The organism is Lacinutrix sp. 5H-3-7-4, assembly GCF_000211855.2.
Classification (GTDB): Bacteria; Bacteroidota; Bacteroidia; order Flavobacteriales; family Flavobacteriaceae; genus Lacinutrix.
The window spans coordinates 2,113,352-2,131,409 of the sequence record NC_015638.1 but is presented as its reverse complement, the minus strand read 5'-3'; the positions used below and the strand labels follow the sequence as shown (position 1 = coordinate 2,131,409).

Below are 18,058 nucleotides of genomic sequence, written 5' to 3'. Positions count from 1 at the left end.
CTTAAATTATTAACTTCATAAACTATTAATCAAACAAAACAAACAATTCATGAATGTATCAAAATTCAGGAAGTTAGTGTTTACAACACTAATTACCACATCCATTATGCTATTTTCTACAGTATCAAAAGCTCAGGAAAAGCCAACCAAAACTTTACAAACTTCACAAAAAGTCCCTTTTAACCCAGAAGTAAAAACAGGTGTTTTAAGCAATGGACTTACATACTACATAAAAAATAATGGCAAGCCAGAAAACAAAGTAGAACTGCGCTTAGTTATTAATGCCGGTTCTATTTTAGAAGATGAAGACCAACTAGGTTTAGCTCACTTTATGGAGCACATGAATTTTAACGGAACCAAGAATTTTAAAAAAAATGAATTAGTAGATTATCTACAAAGCATAGGTGTAAAATTTGGTGCGCATTTAAATGCCTACACAAGTTTTGACGAAACTGTATACATTTTACCAATACCTAGTGAAGATCCTGAAAAACTAGAAAAAGGATTTCAAATTTTAGAAGATTGGGCACATAATGCACTATTAACCGAAGAAGAAATTGATAACGAACGAGGTGTTGTTTTAGAAGAATTAAGGCTAGGTAAAGGCGCAAACGAACGCATGATGCAACGCTACTTACCTAAACTAATGTATGGGTCGCAGTACGCAAAAAGATTACCTATTGGAACACAAGAAAGTATAGAAAATTTTACTTACGAAAGTTTAAGACGCTTTTATAAAGATTGGTACAGACCAGATTTAATGTCTGTTATGGCTGTAGGAGATGTTGATGTTGCCACATTAGAAGAAAAAATAAAAACACATTTTGGACGTATTGCTCCTGCTAAAAGCCCAAGAAAAAGAGATGTTTTTTATGTACCAAATCATGATGAAACATTTGTTGCTATAGAGTCTGACAAAGAAGCCTCTTTCTCTCAAGTACAAGTCATGTTTAAAGACTCAAACAATGCTAAAGTTGAAGAAACGGTAGAAGATTATAGAAAATCTATGGCAAAAAGCTTGTTTTCACAAATGATTAATACAAGATTAGGAGAATTAAGAAATAGCGAAAATCCTCCGTTTGTATTTGGCTCTAGCTTTTATGGCGGTACTTGGGCACGAACAAAAAATGCATACCAATCATTTGCAATGACGAGTGAAACAGACCAATTAAAAGCATTGAAAGCGCTTTTAGAAGAAAACGAACGTGTTAAACGTTATGGATTTCAACAAGGCGAATTTGAAAGAGCTAAAAAAAGAATGTTAGCCAGTATGGAAAAGTCTTTTAAAGATAAAGACAAAATGGAATCTAACAGAATTATTGGAGAGTACGTAAGACATTTTCTTGAAGGAGAAGTAATGCCAGGTATTACCTGGGAATACAATATGTATAAAAACGAACTACCAAACATTACCTTAGAAGAAGTTAATGGTTTAATTAAAAACTATTTAAGAGACGATAATAGAGTTATTGTAATTACAGGTCCAGAAAAAGAAGATTTAGAAAAGGTTACAGAAGCACAAGTAAAAACATTATTAAACGGATTAAAAGATGCAGATATAAAACCTTACGAAGACGAAGCTGTCGCTTCTTCTTTAATTTCTAAACTTCCTCCAAAAGGTAGCATTACAAATACTGTAAAAGATGAAAAATTAGGTACTACTACTCTTACACTTAGTAATGGAGCAACAGTAACTTACAAGAAAACAGATTTTAAAAATGATGAAATTATGTTTGAAGCCTTTAGCTTTGGCGGTAATTCATTATACACAGATGCAGACTATAAAGCCACAAATTTTGCTAATGGAGGTTTAGCTGAAGCTGGAGTAAACGGTTTCGACAAAACGCAATTAAGTAAAATGTTATCTGGTAAAATTGTAAATGTTAGACCAAGCATTGGTACTTATAGCGAGAATTTTAGAGGTTCATCTACACCAAAAGATCTTGAAGAATTATTTCAGTTAACGCATTTATATTTTACAGCATTAAATAAAGACGAGAAAGCATACAACTCATATATCAATAAACAAAAAGCATTTATTGGTAATATGTTATCAAATCCGCAAACATTCTTCTCTATAGAAATGGGTAAATTTATGTATGGAAAAAGTCCAAGATATATGGGGTTTCCAACACCAGAAGCGTTTGACGCAGCAGATTACGACTTGGCATATAAAAAATACAAAGAACGTTTTGCAGATGCTGGAGATTTTAAATTTTACTTTGTAGGTAATATAGACGAAGCTAAAATTAAAGCATTTTCAGAAAAATACTTAGCCAGTTTACCAACAAATAATAGTAACGAAAAATATAAAGTTACAGATTTTAGACCACTTACAGGACAACACACAAAAATTGTAGAAAAAGGAACCGACGAAAAAAGTTCGGTTAGAATAACCTATCACGGTCCAACAACTTACAATGCTAAAGAAGCTCATGCACTTACAAGTTTAGGAGAAATTTTAACCATAAAATTAGTTGAAAAATTAAGAGAAGAAGAAGGTGGCGTTTATGGTGCTGGAGCAAGAGGAAGTATTAGTAAAATGCCTTATGGTTGGTTTAATTTTAACATAAGCTTTCCATGCGGTCCAGAAAATGTTGAAAAACTTAAAAATGCTGCTTTAGCAGAAGTAGACAAGCTAATAAAAAACGGCCCAACAGAAAAAGACCTCGCAAAGGTAAAAGAAGCACAACTTTTAGAAAGAAAAGAACAGTTAAAACAAAACCGTTTTTGGATTAACTTAATTAAAAATGCAGACTACCAAGATAAAGATGCTAAAAGAATTTTTACGTTTGAAGATGATGTAAATAACTTAACTAAAGAATTTTTACAAACTATAGCTAAAAAATACTTAACCAATGGTTATATTTTAGGTATTCATAATCCTGAAAAAGCATAAAAAGCTTTATAATTAATACGTTAACAAAGCAGCTAGAAATAGCTGCTTTATTTATTTTACCAACTGTTAACAACTTCCATTTTTAAAACCCATAAATAATTGTATTTTTACGCTGGACTTTAAATATTAAATTCCCTAATAAAACCAAATCATTTAATGGGTAAAATAATCGCCATTGCCAATCAAAAAGGAGGAGTTGGAAAAACAACTACATCTGTAAACTTAGCAGCTTCTTTAGGTGTTCTTGAAAAAAAAGTATTACTTATAGATGCAGATCCACAAGCAAATTCTACATCTGGTTTAGGCCTGGATGTTGAAGCTGTAGAAATTGGTACCTATCAACTTTTAGAACATACTAATAGCGCAAAAGATGCTATTATAAGTACTAATACTCCTAATTTAGATATCATTCCGGCTCACATAGACTTAGTTGCTATTGAAATAGAATTAGTAGATAAGGATCAACGTGAATACATGATGAAAAGGGCTTTAGAAGCTATAAAAGATGACTATGATTACATCTTAATAGATTGCGCTCCATCTTTAGGCTTGCTAACTTTAAATGCTTTAACAGCAGCAGATGCTGTTATTATTCCTATTCAATGCGAATATTTTGCACTTGAAGGTTTAGGGAAATTATTAAACACTATAAAAAGTGTTCAAAAAATACACAATTCGGCATTAGATATTGAAGGTTTACTTTTAACTATGTATGATTCTAGATTGCGTTTATCTAATCAAGTTGTTGAAGAAGTTCAAAAACATTTTAACGATATGGTTTTTGAAACCATAATACAACGTAACGTTAAATTAAGTGAAGCACCAAGTTACGGTGAAAACATTATAAATTATGATGCATCAAGTAAAGGTGCAGCAAACTATTTAAGTTTAGCAAAAGAAATAATAAATAAAAACTCCTAAACATGGCGAAGGCAACAAAGAAACAGGCTTTAGGTAGAGGACTTTCGGCTTTATTAAAAGACCCAAGTAACGATATACAATCTGCAGAAGATAAAAATGCAGACAAAGTAGTAGGTAATATTATAGAATTAGAATTATCTGCTATAGAAATGAATCCATTTCAACCAAGAACAAACTTTAACGAAGAATCTCTACGCGAGTTAGCCTCTTCTATTAAAGAGCTTGGAGTTATACAACCAATTACAGTAAGAAAATTAGGCTATGATAAATACCAATTAGTATCTGGAGAACGTCGTTTTCGCGCCTCTACGCTTATTGGCTTAGAAACAATTCCAGCATACATACGTATTGCAAACGACCAGGAAAGTCTAGAAATGGCACTTGTAGAAAATATACAACGTCAAGATTTAGACCCTATAGAAATTGCATTATCATACCAACGCTTAATAGACGAGATTAATTTAACTCAAGAGCAAATGAGTGAGCGTGTTGGTAAAAAACGTTCAACAATTGCAAACTATTTACGTCTATTAAAATTAGACCCAATCATACAAACAGGTATGAGAGATGGCTTTTTATCTATGGGTCATGGTAGAGCAATAATTAATATTGAAGACCAAACAATACAATTAGATATTTACGAAAAAATATTATCTAATAAACTATCAGTTAGAGAAACAGAAGCTTTAGTAAAAAACTTTAATGCAACAAGTGAAGTAGAAATACCTAAAAAACCTGTTGAAGCAGATATACCAAAGTTTGTTAAAAAAGGTATAAAAGATTTTTCAGAATACTTTGGACATAAAATAGACGTTAAAATCTCTAACAATGGTAAAGGAAAAATTACAATTCCTTTTCATTCTGAAGAAGATTTTAACCGTATAAAAAAGTTAGTGCAACGTGCTAAATAAATTCATATTATTTTTCTGCTTTGTTTCAGCCTTAAGTTTTCCTGCTTTGGCTCAAGAAAACCAACCTGAAACAAAACAAGACACCGAGAAGCTTGGTGATTTAAAAACCGAAATTGATAGCACGCAGTTACGCAAGCCTATAAACCCGCTTTCTCCTGCAAAAGCAGCCTTCTATTCTGCCGTATTACCAGGATTAGGACAAGCTTACAATAAAAAATACTGGAAAATACCAATTGTTTATGGAGCTCTTGGTGCAGGAATATATTTTTATACCACAAATAATAAAAATTACAATAGAACCAGAGACGCTTACAAACGTCGTTTAGCAGGTTTTACAGATGATGAGTTTCAAGGTAGATTAACAGATGATGGCCTTTTAGAAAGACAAAAAACTTTTAGAAGAAATAAAGAATTATCTTTATTAATTACAGTAGGTTTATATGCCTTAAATATTATAGATGCGAACGTAGATGCACACTTGCTTCAATTTAATGTAGATGAAGATTTATCATTAAAACCGCATTATGAAATAAACGAAATAGACAAAACAGGAAACTTTGGCTTAACGCTAAATTTTAAAATAAATTAAAACTTAATACAACTTTAGTTTAATTTAATTTTAATTAAACTAAAGTAATAAGAAATTCTGTATCATTAATAGTATATTTAATACAGAAATAAAAAATTCTACACATGAAAATTGCTTTACTTGGCTATGGTAAAATGGGAAAAACAATTGAAACCATTGCAATAAATCGAGGTCACGAAATTGTTTTAAAAACGTCCTCATCACCTAGTCAAGAATTAAAAAAAGCAGATGTGGCTATAGATTTTAGTATTCCATCTGCAGCAGTAAATAATATTTCTCTAGCAATAAATAATAACATTCCAGTAATTTCTGGAACTACGGGTTGGTTAGACAATTTTAATACCATTAAAACACTTTGCCATGAAAAAAATGGCGCATTTATTTACGCTTCAAATTTTAGTTTAGGTGTAAATATATTTTTCGAACTTAATAGAACATTAGCCAAAATGATGTCTAATTTGGCAGATTACAATGTAGATATTGAAGAAATTCACCATACACAAAAACTAGATGCACCTAGCGGAACCGCTATTTCTTTAGCTAATGATATTGTAGAAAACCATAAAGATTATAACGCTTGGGAATTAGATGGAGACGCTAAAAGTGTTTTACCAATTACAGCAAGACGCATAGAAAATGTTCCTGGAACACACACAATTAATTATACCAGCGAAGTAGATACCATTACAATCGAACATACAGCACACAGCAGACAAGGCTTTGCTTTAGGAGCTGTTATTGCTGCAGAGTGGATTATTGGTAAAAAAGGTATCTTTACAATGAAAGACGTATTAAATATAGGTCAATAAAAAAAATGTAACATTAGTTTTAATAAAACTACTAATTAAAAATATTATAAAAAATAGATTATGAACGGTACACAATGGATTATATTTTTCTTTGTTATACAAGTTATTCATGGCTTAGCAACATGGAAATTATACATTAAAGCAGGCAGGCAAGCATGGGAAGCTTTTGTTCCTGTTTATAATGCTGTTATTTTAATGAAAATTATTAGACGTCCATGGTGGTGGACCATTCTTTTATTTTTACCAATTGTAAACCTAATTATGTTTCCGGTTGTTTGGGTTGAAACAGCAAGAAGTTTTGGTAAAAACTCTAATCTTGATACATTTTTAGCAATTATAACACTTGGTTTCTATAATTTCTATTTAAACTACGCTGCTAAAGATGTAATATATATTGAAGATAGAAGTTTAATGCCAAGAACAGGTGCTGGAGATTGGGTAAGCTCTATACTATTTGCTGTTGTTGCTGCAACCATTGTACACACATATTTTATTCAGCCATTTGTTATTCCTTCATCTTCTTTAGAAAAATCTTTATTAGTTGGTGATTTCTTATTTGTAAGTAAATTTCATTATGGTGCCAGAGTACCAATGACAACTGTAGCATTACCAATGGTACACGATTCAATTCCGCTTACAAAACAAAAATCTTACTTGTTTAGCGATAAATATGAAAATAGAAAAACATCTCTTTTAAATAAATTACAGTTACCATATTTACGTATACCTGGTTTCGAAAAAATTGAACGTAACGAAATAGTTGTATTCAATCAACCAGCAGATACATTATTGGATATGAATGACTTTACGCCAGACAGAAACTACTACAAGCCAATAGATAAAAAAACAAACTTAGTAAAACGTTGCGTTGGTATTGCAGGAGACTCTCTAGAATTAAGAGATGGTGTTGTTTACATTAACGGAAAACGAAATGTATTGCCAGAACGTGCTAAACTGCAGTTCTTTTATAATATAAAAACAACAATGCCTATTAACAATTTTAGAAGCAAATATGGCATTACAGAAGATAGAGGTTACGAAACATACAGTATCTCTAACGAGTACTGGGATAACCCAGATGTAAAACAAGCTTTAGAACAAAATGTAAATGTAGATTTAACTGTAGTTTCAAGAGACTCACTAAATACTCAGGTTGCTGGTGCACTTACTCAAACTGTTTTTGACCGTTTAAATATGAGTATTGCAGAAAAAAAATATATGGCTAATATGACCGAAGAATTAGCCGCCCAAGTAGCCAAAGATCCAGCAATAGAATTGGTAGAAAAAGACATCTCTAAAAGTTCTAGCACTCGATTATTTCCTCACGATTCTGAATATAGATTTTCTTCAGATAATTTTGGCCCTATCTATATTCCTCAAGCTGGAAAAACAATAAAATTAGACATTAATGTATTACCACTTTACAAACGTGTAATTAGTGAATACGAAGACAATAAGGTAACTACAAGAGGAAATCAAATTTTAATTAATGATGAAGTAGCTACAAGCTACACATTTAAGCAAGATTATTATTGGATGATGGGAGATAACAGACAAAACTCTATAGACTCACGTTATTGGGGATTTGTACCTTTTGACCATGTTGTTGGAAAACCTGTAATGGTATGGATGAGTTGGGACTCTAACGCTAGCGGCATTAATAAAATACGTTGGAACAGGCTTTTTACAACCGTGCACGGCGACGGTAAACCGGTATCGTTACTAATTCCTGTGCTTATATTAATAGGAGGTTTAATTGGCTATAACAAGTTTAAAAAACGCAAACAAAAGGCTTAAATTAAGTGTAAACCGTTTTTTATAATAGCTATGCATATTTTAATTCATCCTACATGCTTCCCAACCATAGCAACATGTATTGCTATCGCTAAAGCGGAAAGCGTTACAATAGAGATGCATGATAATTTTCAAAAGCAAACCTATAGAAACAGATATTATATATATGCTGCAAATGGAAAACTACAATTAAATATACCTGTTATATATTCTCAAAAAAACAGAAAAAAATACAGCGAAGTACAAATAGCTAACAATTACCAATGGCAATTAAACCATTGGAAATCTTTAGAATCTGCATACAGAACTTCTCCTTTTTTTGAATTTTATTGTGATGAATTAGAACCACTTTTTAAAGAACCTTTTGAAACATTAATGGCTTTTAATTTAAAATGTTTTGAAACAATTTGCGATTGCATACAACTTGAAGTTACATTAAAAAAAACTGAAACTTTTGAGCATACATCAAATAATTTAAAAGACTATCGAGGTCTAGTAAATGCAAAAAAAGAACCAGTTTTTAACATAGAAACCTACACACAGGTATTTGAAGCTAAACATGGCTATATTAATAATTTAAGTATTTTAGACTTACTTTTTAACCAAGGCCCAAATACACTTAACTTTTTAGAATCTCAAAAGTTACCTTAATGTTACAACCAATTATACATTATGGTATTCACTTTATAGTTCCCTTATTTTTTGCACGTTTATTTTTTAGACAACAGTGGAAAAAAGCATATTTAATTATGTTTTTGGGTATTATAATAGATCTTGATCATTTAATAGCAACACCCATTTTTCAAGCTAACCGTTGCAGTATAGGTTTTCATGTTTTACATAGCTACTACCTAATACCATTATATGTTGCATTAGTGTTTCCTAAAAAAACAAGACTTATAGGTTTAGCCTTAATTATACATATAATTGCAGATACTGTAGATTGTTGGATGATGGGTTTGTAACTAAAAACTAAAACTTTAAAAACTCACTTTAGTCATTATTGGATAATGATCCGAGAATTCAACGTCATATGTTTTAAAACTATTAATTTTAAAATCTGGATGTGTTAAAATAAAGTCTATTCGCATAGGGAAAAACTTAAAATTATAAGTTCTTCCAAAGCCGTTTCCGGCAGCTTTAAATGTATCTACTAAATCTCCTTTAATTTCTTTATAAACATAAGACAAAGCTGTATTATTAAAATCGCCACTAACAATCATTTTATACTTGCATTGCCTTTTATGAAGTAAAAACAACTCGGTTTGAAACTGTTGCATTTTAAAAGTCTGCCCAACACCATCAAAAAGTTTTTCAGAATCTTGAGTGGTTAACTGCTCTACTCTAGTGTCAATACGTAGGGATTGTAAGTGAATATTATATACTCTAACAGTATCATTTCCTTTTACTACATCTGCAAAAATGGCATTATTAGCTGTATTAGGAAACGCAATTGAACCAGAGTTTACAATTGGGTATTTAGAAAATATAGCTTGACCAAGTTTAACTTTTTTACCTGAAAGTTTTTCATATTTATATTTATAAAATGAGAAATCTACAGTTTCACGTGGGTGATATTCTTGAAGTGCTAAAATATCTGGAGACTCTTCTTTTACAAATTCAACTAATTTGTTTTCTATATTATCTTCAGGAATCCATTTGTAAAGATTAAACAATCTCACATTAAAATTCATTATAGATAAGTTGTCTTTATTCTCTATTGTTTTACTTTCAGAAAACTTATAAATAGAGCCAAAATACATATAACCAACAATTAATATAAGTAATGATAATAATAGCTGCTTTTTTACTTTAACCAACCAATAGACAAAAAAAACAAAATTTAAGAGTATTAAAAACGGAACACCTAAACTTAAAACAGAAAGTGCTGCAAAAGTTTTAGGAGGTAAAAACGGTAATATGTATGATAATAAAAGAGCAAAAGCCGCAACAGAGTTGAAGAAGAAAATTATTTTTTCAAAAAACCTTAGTCGCTTCATATTTATTTACCTGCTCTAAACAAGAAATCTTTTTCTTTTTCTGTTAAACTATCGTAACCACTTTTACTTATTTTATCTAAAATAACGTCTATTTGCTTTTGTTTATTTAACTCACTAAATTCTCCTTTAGTATATCCGCCTACTTTAGTTTTATCTTTATATACTGTTTTAAGCTTGCTTTTTTTTCCAGCTTTAAACCAACTAGTAAAAGCATCTGCACTGCGCTCAAAACCTTTACCAATATCTTTGCCTTTACCAAGTTGTTTAGCATAAATATAACCTAATAAAGCACCTCCTAAATGTGCTAAATTACCGCCACCATTAGAACCAAAGACTCCTAAAATATCAAAACCTATTAATACTGCTCCAACATGCCATAGTTTTATATTAAAACTAAAAAACCTTAAATCATTATTTGGCATATAAGCACATAAGAAAATAAATAAAGCTCTTACGGCAGCACTTGCTCCTACTAATGGAAAAAATGAATTTGAGAAAAAGGTTGGAAACACATTATAAAATAATAAAAATGTTAATCCGCCAGAAATAGCACCAAGAAAATAAATATTTAAAGCCATTTTAGAGCTAAATAGATTTAAAAACATTCTAGAGCAAAACCATAACCAAAGCATGTTAAACGCTAAATGAAGCACTTTATAGTGCAAAAAAGCGTAAGTTATAATAGACCATGGTTGTAATAACGCATTAAAAAAATCTGGTGGTAAAGCGAAGTATTTTAAAACTTGTGGTACTGTGCTTTTTAAAATTAAAGCGACTATAAATATAATAACATTTAATGCTATTAATTTTTCAAGTACATTAAGCTTTGCATACCTATATTTTAAATCATTTATTGTACTCATTAATACTGCTGAAAATTATTTAATTGTTTTCTTTTCCAAAATAACATAATAAGAAATCCTGTTAAAGCGCCACCAATGTGTGCCATGAAAGCTGTGTTACTTGGGCTAAAAAATGAAGCTCCAGTAAAAGCAGAAATAACGTCTAACGCTATAATTCCTGGAATAAAATATTTTGCTTTTATAGGTATTGGTAAAAATATAAGCATTAATTCTGCATTAGGATTTAACATTCCAAAAGCAACTAAAACACCCATAATACAACCAGAAGCTCCAACCATTGGCGTATTAAAATCGCTTAAAAAACGACTTAAATCCTCTGCGCCTAAAATAGCATCCCAACGCATATCTCGCATTCTATAACCAGAATTTAAAGTTTCTAAAATTTGATTAGAATCAAAGCCTGCATTTGTTAATGTAGAAAAATCTAAATTAAAAGTAAAATATGTAAATCCTGTTTGTAATGCTACTGCTCCTAATCCTGCCATAAAATATAAAAACAGAAAACGTTTCCATCCCAATTTATATTCTACTACAGAACCAAACATCCATAATGCAAACATATTAAATAATATATGCATAATAGTTATTGTTGGAGGATTGCCACTATAGGTAGCGTGCATAAACATATGCGTTATAATTTGCCAAGGCTTAAATGTATCGTTTAATGGAAAATGCATTGCAAACAAATTGCCAAGTGTTTCTCCATACGTACCAATGCTTATTGCTGCAATCCAGAAAATAACATTAATTATTATTAAATGCTTTACTGTATCTGTTATCTTCATCATAATTTTAAGCTGAATTTATTTCAGTTTTATACAAATTTCTTATCCAATTCATCAACAGTCATCGTTACAAAAGTAGTTCTGTTTGTTGGTGATACACTTGGTGCTTTACAGGCAAATAAAGAGTTTACTAAATGTTCTTGCTCTACTGCCGTTAAACTTTGTCCTGTTTTTATTGCCAGACTTTTTGCCATAGATTTTGCTAATAAATCTGTAGCACTAAAATTACTATCTGGCACTTCATTTTCTACATCGCTTATTAGCTGCTCTAAAATAATAGAGACTTCACTTTCTGGAACCATTACTGGAACTCCAGTTATTTCAACGTGTTCTTTTTCTATTTTTTGAAAAACAAATCCTGTATGTTCTAAATCGCTTTGTAATTGCTTTATAATTTCAATTTCTTGTGGCGAAAAATGAAGTTCTAAAGGAAACAGTAATTGTTGGCTCATACCTTCTTTTACTGTAATATGCTTTAAAAAATCTTCATATAAAACACGCTGGTGTGCTCTATTTTGATCTATTAATAGTAAGCCCGATTTAATTGTACTTACAACATATTTATTATGAAATTGATAGGTACTTTGCTTCTGCTCTATTTTTTTATCTTCAAAAATTGAAGCATTTTGCTGTTCACTTTCAAAATGTACTTCGCTAAAATCCTGCTGTATATTATTGCCTTTACTTTCTAAACCTACATATAAATTTTCCCAATTAGCTGCTGGAGTTTTTTTAAAACTTGTATTACTACTGCTTACTGTACTCGATGTGTTACTAACTGTTTTCTCTTCGGCAAAAGGGTTGAAATTACTATCTACAGTAACACTTGGTGTTCCTTTTTGTTGGTAACTATATGGTGTATCTAAATTTGCATCACGTTCAAAATCTAAAACTGGAGCTATATTAAATTGGCCCAAACTGTGTTTTACTGCCGAGCGTAAAATAGCATATAGCGTATGCTCATCATCAAACTTAATTTCAGTTTTAGTTGGGTGAATATTTATATCTATTGTTTGCGGGTTTACAGTTAGGTTTAAAAAATAACTGGCATGTGCTCCATCTTTTAATAAACCATCGAAAGCAGAACCTATAGCGTGATTTAAATAAGCGCTTTTTATAAAACGATCATTCACGAAAAAGAATTGCTCGCCACGTGTTTTTTTTGCGAATTCTGGTTTTCCTACAAATCCAGAAATTTTAAGAACTTCGGTATCTTCTTCTACTGGAACTAACTTTTCGTTTGTTTTTGCTCCAAAAATATTTACAATACGTTGTCTATAATTACTTACTGGTAAATTAAAAACTTCACTCCCGTTGTGATACATTACAAATCCAATTGATGGATGTGCTAATGCTACACGATGAAACTCATCTATAATATGTCGTGTCTCTACAGGATTAGATTTTAAAAAGTTACGTCTAGCTGGTATATTAAAAAACAAGTTTTTTACAGATAAAGAAGTGCCTTTGGGCGTAACAACAACGTCTTGAGATTGTACTTCACTGCCTTCTATTACAATGCAAGTACCAACTTCGTCTTGCTCTTGTTTTGTTTTTAATTCTACATGCGCAATTGCGGCAATACTTGCTAAAGCTTCTCCACGAAACCCTTTTGTATTAAGCTGAAATAAATCGTCTGCCGATTTTATTTTTGAGGTTGCATGTCGTTCAAAACTTAATCTAGCATCTGTAACGCTCATACCTTTACCGTTATCAATTACTTGAATTAAGGTTTTACCAGCGTCTTTTAAAATTAGTTTAATATGTGTTGCTCCTGCATCTATAGCGTTTTCTAAAAGCTCTTTAACAACAGATGCTGGTCTTTGCACAACTTCTCCTGCTGCTATTTGATTTGCTACATGATCTGGTAACAGTTGAATAATATCTGCCATAAATAATTATAAGAATATAGACAGGTCGAAATCTATAAAGAATAAAAAAAGAAAAAATAAAATTAAAATAATAATAAGCACGCGCCTATTTACTGCTTTATCTGGTGAGTTTCTAAACTCATCCCAGGCAGATGTAAACCGTTGTTTAATGCCGCCATTAGAACCTACTGTAGTTCTATAGTCATCAAACTTATGCTTCATTTCAAACGGGCTACCTTCACCTTTATAATATCGTGGTGTATAACTGTAGCGTTTATTTTTCTTACTTGGTATAATTCCCATAATCCTTATCTTAATTTAACGTCTAAGTAATACATTAATGCAATAACCAAGCCTAAAATTACCAACAGTATAGGCAATGTACTTGCCTTGGGTTTACGTTTGTTTTCAAATGCTTTTTTTACCGATGAGTTTTCAGTTTCTTTTTGAGATTCTGAAAATCTTGGTTTGTAATTAAACTGTCTCTTTTTTTGTGGTTTAAGCATCGTGATTTTTACTCGTTGAAATACACTCAAAAATACTTAAAATACAGCAGAGTTTAGACTCTCATGTGCTAAAAATTGTTAACAAACACATGTTTTTAAAGTATAATTGTGAAGTAAATAATACTACAAGTAAAATTTAACTTTAAAACTTTAAGTAGTAAAGAGTTATAAAATGCGTGGCTTTTAGCTAAAAAAAGAAACGAATTACTGCTTGTTTAGAAATGCCATTTTTATGGCTGCAACTGCGGCTTCGGTTCCTTTATTACCGTGTATTCCGCCAGAACGTTCTATGGCTTGTTGCTCATTATTATCTGTTAAAACACAAAAAATAACAGGCACATCATGCAGTACATTTAAATCTTTTATACCTTGAGATACACCTTCGCAAACAAAATCGAAATGTTTGGTTTCACCTTGTATTACAGATCCTATTGCGATTACTGCATCTACATTTTGTTGCTGCATTTTTTTGCTACCATAAATAAGTTCGTAGCTTCCAGGAACATCCCAACGTATAATATTTTCTTTTGCTACGTTATTTTCTATTAACGTTTCAAAAGCACCTTTATATAAACCTTCGGTTATGTGTTCGTTCCATTCTGAAACAACAATCCCAAACCGATAGTTACTCGCGTTTGGGATTGATGTTTTATCGTATTCTGATAAATTATTATTTACTGTTGCCATAAAGTCTTTCCACGAAAGCGGTATTTTTTATTTTGACATCGCTTGTGCTTTTCCAATAAACACATCTACAGAGCTAGCTTCTGTTGCGTTTGGATATTTCTCTTTAATTGTATTAAAGTATCCTAAAGCTTCTTTTGCTTTTCCTAATTCTAAAGCTAATGTTCCTGCTTTGTAGTAGTATGTTGGTGCTGTAAATTCGTTATCACGCATTTTAGCTGCTTCAATATAATATTTAAGCGCGTCTTCGTTTTGATTTAATTGTACAAAGGCATCTCCAATTGCTCCTTTTGCTAATGGTCCTGTTGCTTCGTCTTCGGCTTTGTAACCATCTAACATTGCTACTGCATTTTTATAATCTTTTAGATTTAAGTAAGCCATACCTGCGTAGTACTTAGCTAAGTTTGCTGCTGGTGTACCGCTATACTCATCCATAATATCAAGCATACCAAATTTACCTTCGCTACCATTTAATGCTACGTTATATAAAGAATCACTAGATATACCGTTAGCTGCATCATTAAATTGTTTTTGCGCATGATACATTTCGTTCATTGCTTCAATTTGAGCTGGTTTTGTAACAAACTCTTTGTAGCCTAAGTATCCTAAAACAAATACAGCTACTGCTCCAATGATTATAAATATATATTTTTGATTTGCGGCTACAAAATCTTCGGTTTTAGAAGCGGTCTCATCTAAGGTATCAAAAACCTCAGCTGTTGTTGAGTTTTCTCCTAAGTCATGATCAATAACTTCTTTTTCTTTTTCCGTTTTTGGTTTATAACCTCTTTTCTTGTAAGTTGCCATGTATAGTTTATTTATGCGTGGCAAAAATAAAATTTTTCTTCATATATAAAAGTTTATTTATTTGTTATTTTGCACAACCTATTTTAATTACACTTTTAGTATTCCCTCAATTTTGAGCCTTATCTATGATTTTAAAGTCTCTTTCATTACTTAATTATAAGAATTTCGACAGTAAAACTTTCGAGTTTAACGATACCATAAATTGTCTGGTAGGCAACAATGGCGTTGGTAAAACAAATGTTTTAGATGCTATTTATCATTTGTCTTTTGGTAAAAGTTATTTTAACCCAATTGCCTCTCAAAACATTAAACATGATGAAGATTTTTTTGTTGTAAATGGAGAATATAATAAAGAAAATAAATCTGAAAAAATTGTTGTTAGCTTAAAACGCGGACAAAAGAAAGTTATAAAGCGTAATGCAAAAGCTTACGAGAAATTTAGTGAGCATATTGGTTTTTTACCATTGGTAATTATTTCTCCAGCCGATCGTGATTTAATTACAGAAGGTAGTGTTACCCGACGCAAATTTATAGATAGTGTTATATCACAAAGCGACAAATTTTATTTAGAGCATTTAATTAAATACAATAAAGCTTTAGCGCAACGTAATAGCCTACTAAAATATTTTGCTTTAAATAATACTTTTAATCAAGATACGCTTGACATTTACAATGCTCAGCTACATACTTTTGGAACAGAGGTTTTTAACAAAAGAAATAGTTTTTTAGAAACTTTTATACCTATTTTTAAATCTAGATATCAAGCCATTAGCAACGGTAATGAAATAGTAGATTTAGTATACAAAAGTGATCTTTTTGATAATGAATTAGAGTCACTTTTAAAAAAGGTGATTAATAAAGATAAAGCCGTACAATATACTAGTGTTGGTGTACATAAAGACGATTTACTTTTTAATATAGACGAGCATCCTATTAAAAAATTTGGAAGTCAAGGGCAACAAAAATCGTTTTTAATTGCATTAAAACTGGCACAATTTGATTTTATAAAACAACAAAGTGGTGTTAATCCTATACTTTTACTAGACGATATTTTTGATAAGTTAGATGAAGAACGTGTAACACAAATAATAAAACTTGTTGACGATGAAAATTTTGGACAACTTTTTATTAGTGATACGCATGCCGAACGTACAGAGAATGCTGTAAAACAAGTACACCAATCTTATGAAATTTTTAAACTATAATTATGAGAAAAATTATTTTTAGCTTAATATTTTTAGTACTATTAAACTGCTCTAATTCTCCTGAAACATTTATAGATCACGTAAATGGTTATTGGGAAATTGAAAGTGTTACACTACCAGACGGCACGAAAAAAGAATATACAATAAATCAAACTATAGATTATATTATAGTAAACGACAGTTTAAAAGGTTTTAGAAAAAAAATGACACCAAATTATAATGGTAGTTATGAAACGTCTAAAAACATAGAGACTTTAAACTTGAAAATTGAAAACGACAGTTTAAACATTTACTATTCTACACAGTATACTAACTGGAAAGAAACCATATTATTAGCTAACGAAAAAGAACTTAAAATTGTAAATAAAGACAATAAAGTCTATACTTATAAACGTTTTACTCCAATAAACATTAATTAAAAAAACGACCTACTTAAAGATGGCAAAACGCAATAACAATTTATTAAACATCTCTGATGCCTTAAAAGATTTTGTAGAAACAAATAATTTAGAAAAAGGTTTAGATAAAGTTAATGTTCGTGAAGCATGGGCTAATTTAATGGGAAATGGTGTTAATAATTATACAACTGCTATAGAACTTAAAAACGATACTTTGTTTGTACAACTAAGCTCTAGCGTACTTAGAGAAGAACTTAGTTACGGAAAAGAAAAAATTGTAAAAATGCTTAATGAGGCACTAGAAAAAGACTTAATAAAAAAAATAATACTTAGGTAGAGGTTAACAAATTGTTACTTATTCAAAATAAAAGGTTTAAAAAAACAATTGTTAAATTAAAATACTATCTTTGGAACTTATTATAAATTAAATTTTTTTTAAAATGGCTCAAGGCACAGTAAAATTTTTCAATGATTCTAAAGGTTTCGGTTTTATAACTGAAGAAGGATCAGACAAAGACCATTTCGTACACATCTCTGGTTTAATCGACGAAGTTCGTGAAGGAGATGCAGTAGAATTCGATCTTCAAGAAGGTCGTAAAGGTATGAACGCAGTAAACGTAAAAGTTATATAATCTATATATATTCAATTTACCTTATTACAATTAAGCTCACTATTTTATAGTGAGCTTTTTTTTATGGTAATTTTGAAAACATTTTAATAATAACAAACTAATAAATAGGTCATGTTAATTAATGGCATCATCTTTGCCAATAATTAAATAATTAATATTAAAATTTATTACAATGAGTAAAGGCACAGTAAAATTCTTCAATGACACTAAAGGATTTGGTTTCATCACAGAAGAAGGTGTAGACAAAGACCATTTTGTACATGTTACAGGTATAATTGATGAGATTCGTGAAGGCGATGACGTTGAATTCGACTTACAAGAAGGCAAAAAAGGATTAAACGCAGTTAACGTTAAAGTTATTTAATATATACTTCATAATTTTTT

The 18,058-nt window shown here is 30.7% G+C and carries 21 protein-coding genes; 13 read left to right on the top strand and 8 right to left on the bottom strand.

The window, feature by feature from the left end; genetic code table 11:
- The first annotated feature begins 49 nt into the window (after positions 1-49).
- From LACAL_RS09475 to LACAL_RS09440, 8 genes are all read left to right on the top strand, one after another.
- Positions 50-2,899, top strand: a complete 2,850-nt coding sequence (locus tag LACAL_RS09475; protein ID WP_013870505.1) for a pitrilysin family protein — start codon at positions 50-52, stop codon at positions 2,897-2,899.
- A gap of 156 nt (positions 2,900-3,055) precedes the next feature.
- Positions 3,056-3,820, top strand: a complete 765-nt coding sequence (locus LACAL_RS09470) for a ParA family protein (RefSeq protein ID WP_013870504.1) — start codon at positions 3,056-3,058, stop codon at positions 3,818-3,820.
- A gap of 2 nt (positions 3,821-3,822) precedes the next feature.
- Entirely contained in the window at positions 3,823-4,731 is a 909-nt protein-coding gene (locus LACAL_RS09465) for a ParB/RepB/Spo0J family partition protein (RefSeq protein WP_013870503.1), read from the top strand.
- Complete coding sequence (locus LACAL_RS09460) at positions 4,721-5,320, top strand: DUF5683 domain-containing protein (protein WP_013870502.1); 600 nt, start codon at positions 4,721-4,723, stop codon at positions 5,318-5,320. The genes LACAL_RS09465 and LACAL_RS09460 overlap by 11 nt, the downstream gene beginning before the upstream one ends.
- A gap of 104 nt (positions 5,321-5,424) precedes the next feature.
- A complete protein-coding gene (dapB, locus tag LACAL_RS09455; protein ID WP_013870501.1) occupies positions 5,425-6,129 on the top strand; it encodes a 4-hydroxy-tetrahydrodipicolinate reductase in 705 nt (234 codons plus the stop codon).
- 60 nt (positions 6,130-6,189) lie between these two features.
- A complete protein-coding gene (gene lepB, locus LACAL_RS09450; protein WP_013870500.1) occupies positions 6,190-7,926 on the top strand; it encodes a signal peptidase I in 1,737 nt (578 codons plus the stop codon).
- Positions 7,927-7,956: 30 nt separating this feature from the next.
- Complete coding sequence (locus tag LACAL_RS09445) at positions 7,957-8,574, top strand: WbqC family protein (RefSeq protein WP_013870499.1); 618 nt, start codon at positions 7,957-7,959, stop codon at positions 8,572-8,574.
- A complete protein-coding gene (locus tag LACAL_RS09440) occupies positions 8,574-8,888 on the top strand; it encodes a DUF6122 family protein (RefSeq protein WP_013870498.1) in 315 nt (104 codons plus the stop codon). The genes LACAL_RS09445 and LACAL_RS09440 overlap by 1 nt, the downstream gene beginning before the upstream one ends.
- A gap of 15 nt (positions 8,889-8,903) precedes the next feature.
- Here LACAL_RS09440 and LACAL_RS09435 read toward each other — a convergent pair whose 3' ends face one another.
- From LACAL_RS09435 to LACAL_RS09400, 8 genes are all read right to left on the bottom strand, one after another.
- Positions 8,904-9,923 (bottom strand): endonuclease/exonuclease/phosphatase family protein, encoded by a 1,020-nt coding sequence (locus tag LACAL_RS09435; RefSeq protein WP_013870497.1) that lies wholly within the window; start codon positions 9,921-9,923, stop codon positions 8,904-8,906.
- A 2-nt stretch (positions 9,924-9,925) separates the two neighbouring features.
- Positions 9,926-10,786, bottom strand: coding sequence for a rhomboid family intramembrane serine protease (locus tag LACAL_RS09430; RefSeq protein ID WP_013870496.1), 861 nt, complete (start codon positions 10,784-10,786; stop codon positions 9,926-9,928).
- Complete coding sequence (locus LACAL_RS09425) at positions 10,786-11,574, bottom strand: rhomboid family intramembrane serine protease (RefSeq protein ID WP_041301446.1); 789 nt, start codon at positions 11,572-11,574, stop codon at positions 10,786-10,788. The genes LACAL_RS09430 and LACAL_RS09425 overlap by 1 nt, the downstream gene beginning before the upstream one ends.
- 26 nt (positions 11,575-11,600) lie before the next feature.
- Positions 11,601-13,463: a DNA mismatch repair endonuclease MutL gene (gene mutL / locus LACAL_RS09420; RefSeq protein ID WP_013870494.1), complete on the bottom strand. Its 1,863-nt coding sequence runs from the start codon at positions 13,461-13,463 to the stop codon at positions 11,601-11,603.
- A 6-nt stretch (positions 13,464-13,469) separates the two neighbouring features.
- Entirely contained in the window at positions 13,470-13,745 is a 276-nt protein-coding gene (locus LACAL_RS09415) for a hypothetical protein (RefSeq protein ID WP_013870493.1), read from the bottom strand.
- Between the two features lie 5 nt (positions 13,746-13,750).
- Positions 13,751-13,948 (bottom strand): hypothetical protein, encoded by a 198-nt coding sequence (locus tag LACAL_RS09410; RefSeq protein WP_013870492.1) that lies wholly within the window; start codon positions 13,946-13,948, stop codon positions 13,751-13,753.
- Between the two features lie 204 nt (positions 13,949-14,152).
- Positions 14,153-14,635, bottom strand: coding sequence for a 6,7-dimethyl-8-ribityllumazine synthase (gene ribH / locus LACAL_RS09405; protein WP_013870491.1), 483 nt, complete (start codon positions 14,633-14,635; stop codon positions 14,153-14,155).
- 27 nt (positions 14,636-14,662) lie between these two features.
- Complete coding sequence (locus LACAL_RS09400; protein ID WP_013870490.1) at positions 14,663-15,439, bottom strand: tetratricopeptide repeat protein; 777 nt, start codon at positions 15,437-15,439, stop codon at positions 14,663-14,665.
- A gap of 125 nt (positions 15,440-15,564) precedes the next feature.
- Here LACAL_RS09400 and LACAL_RS09395 point away from each other — a divergent pair, with 125 nt between their 5' ends.
- From LACAL_RS09395 to LACAL_RS09375, 5 genes are all read left to right on the top strand, one after another.
- A complete protein-coding gene (locus LACAL_RS09395) occupies positions 15,565-16,644 on the top strand; it encodes a DNA replication/repair protein RecF (protein WP_013870489.1) in 1,080 nt (359 codons plus the stop codon).
- Positions 16,645-16,646: 2 nt separating this feature from the next.
- Positions 16,647-17,063 carry a hypothetical protein gene (locus tag LACAL_RS09390; RefSeq protein WP_013870488.1) on the top strand — a complete coding sequence of 139 codons (417 nt, stop codon included), beginning with the start codon at positions 16,647-16,649 and terminating at the stop codon, positions 17,061-17,063.
- A 19-nt stretch (positions 17,064-17,082) separates the two neighbouring features.
- Entirely contained in the window at positions 17,083-17,379 is a 297-nt protein-coding gene (locus LACAL_RS09385; protein ID WP_013870487.1) for a DUF721 domain-containing protein, read from the top strand.
- A 103-nt stretch (positions 17,380-17,482) separates the two neighbouring features.
- Positions 17,483-17,674 (top strand): cold-shock protein, encoded by a 192-nt coding sequence (locus tag LACAL_RS09380; protein ID WP_013870486.1) that lies wholly within the window; start codon positions 17,483-17,485, stop codon positions 17,672-17,674.
- A 172-nt stretch (positions 17,675-17,846) separates the two neighbouring features.
- Positions 17,847-18,038 carry a cold-shock protein gene (locus LACAL_RS09375; RefSeq protein ID WP_013870485.1) on the top strand — a complete coding sequence of 64 codons (192 nt, stop codon included), beginning with the start codon at positions 17,847-17,849 and terminating at the stop codon, positions 18,036-18,038.
- The last annotated feature ends 20 nt before the right edge of the window (positions 18,039-18,058 follow it).